The sequence below is a fragment of the Streptomyces kebangsaanensis genome, assembly GCF_001906585.1.
Lineage (GTDB): Bacteria > Actinomycetota > Actinomycetes > Streptomycetales > Streptomycetaceae > Streptomyces > Streptomyces kebangsaanensis.
In genome coordinates, this window is record NZ_JUJA01000039.1 from 681 (window position 1) to 2,228 (window position 1,548).

Below are 1,548 nucleotides of genomic sequence, written 5' to 3' on the forward strand. Positions count from 1 at the left end.
GCGGGCGCCCGTCCGGCGTTCCTCGGTCGGCGGAGCCGTTACGCTGGAGGGCGTGGCAGTCGTCGATGTATCCGAAGAGCTCAAGTCCCTCTCCTCGACCATGGAGTCGATCGAGGCCGTTCTGGACCTCGACAAGTTGAGGGCAGACATCGCCGTGCTCGAGGAGCAGGCGGCCGCGCCGTCCCTGTGGGACAACCCGGACGAGGCGCAGAAGATCACCAGCAGGCTCTCCCACCTCCAGAACGAGGTCAGGAAGGCCGAGGCCCTGCGCGGCAGGCTCGACGATCTCGGTGTGCTCTTCGAGCTCGCCGAGGCCGAGGACGACCCCGACACCCGTGCCGAGGCCGAGGCCGAGCTCGCCGAGGTCCGGAAGGCACTGGACGAGATGGAGGTCCGGACCCTCCTGAGCGGCGAGTACGACGCCCGCGAGGCGCTCGTCAACATCCGTGCCGAGGCCGGCGGCGTCGACGCCGCCGACTTCGCCGAGCGGCTGCAGCGCATGTACCTGCGCTGGGCCGAGCAGCACGGCTACAAGACCGAGGTCTACGAGACGTCGTACGCCGAGGAGGCCGGCATCAAGTCGACCACCTTCGCCGTGCAGGTGCCGTACGCCTACGGCACCCTCTCCGTCGAGCAGGGCACCCACCGGCTCGTCCGGATCTCGCCCTTCGACAACCAGGGACGCCGCCAGACCTCCTTCGCCGGTGTCGAGGTCCTGCCCGTCGTCGAGCAGTCCGACCACGTCGAGATCGACGAGTCCGACCTGCGCGTCGACGTCTACCGGTCCTCCGGGCCCGGCGGCCAGGGCGTCAACACGACCGACTCCGCCGTGCGGATCACCCACATCCCGACCGGCATCGTGGTCTCCTGCCAGAACGAGCGCTCGCAGATCCAGAACAGGGCCACGGCGATGAACGTCCTCCAGGCCAAGCTGCTCGAGCGGCGCCGCCAGGAGGAGCAGGCCAAGATGGACGCCCTCAAGGGCGACGGCGGCAACTCCTGGGGCAACCAGATGCGCTCGTACGTCCTGCACCCGTACCAGATGGTCAAAGACCTGCGCACCGAGCACGAGGTCGGCAACCCCGAAGCCGTGTTCAACGGTGAGATCGACGGCTTCCTCGAGGCCGGCATTCGCTGGCGCAAGCAGCAGAACCAGCAGAGCGAGTAAGAAGAAACGGACGCTTTGTCGACAAGGCAACTGCCGCCACGGATCCGGCAGTTGCCTTTTTCGTGCCCGACTGCGTGCGTTTTGCGTCACACTTGCGACACCGCTCTCCGGCAAAGAGCCCGTACCCGGACATCGCGTGCGCAACGGCCTTGACGTTGCTTTGAAATATGGGAAGGGTGAAGCGCGGCATGCGTTCTGCGGGGCGCATGTGAACCGGGGGACTCCATCGTTTCAGCTACCTCCGTCGATCACTGCCCCGAGCGCGGCCTCATTGACGATCAGCTACTGGGGGTAGCAACTACATGACAAAGAAGACGCGGATCCACGTCGCGCGCATAGCTGCCGGTGCCGTGATCGCCGCGGGTGCTTCGCTGATGGTG

At 66.7% G+C, this 1,548-nt stretch carries 1 protein-coding gene; it reads left to right on the forward strand.

Translation table 11 applies throughout. The annotated features are described in order from the left end of the window. The first annotated feature begins 52 nt into the window (after window positions 1-52). A complete protein-coding gene (prfB, locus tag RH94_RS04955) occupies window positions 53-1,168 on the forward strand; it encodes a peptide chain release factor 2 (RefSeq protein ID WP_073946430.1) in 1,116 nt (371 codons plus the stop codon). Window positions 1,169-1,548: the final 380 nt, after the last annotated feature.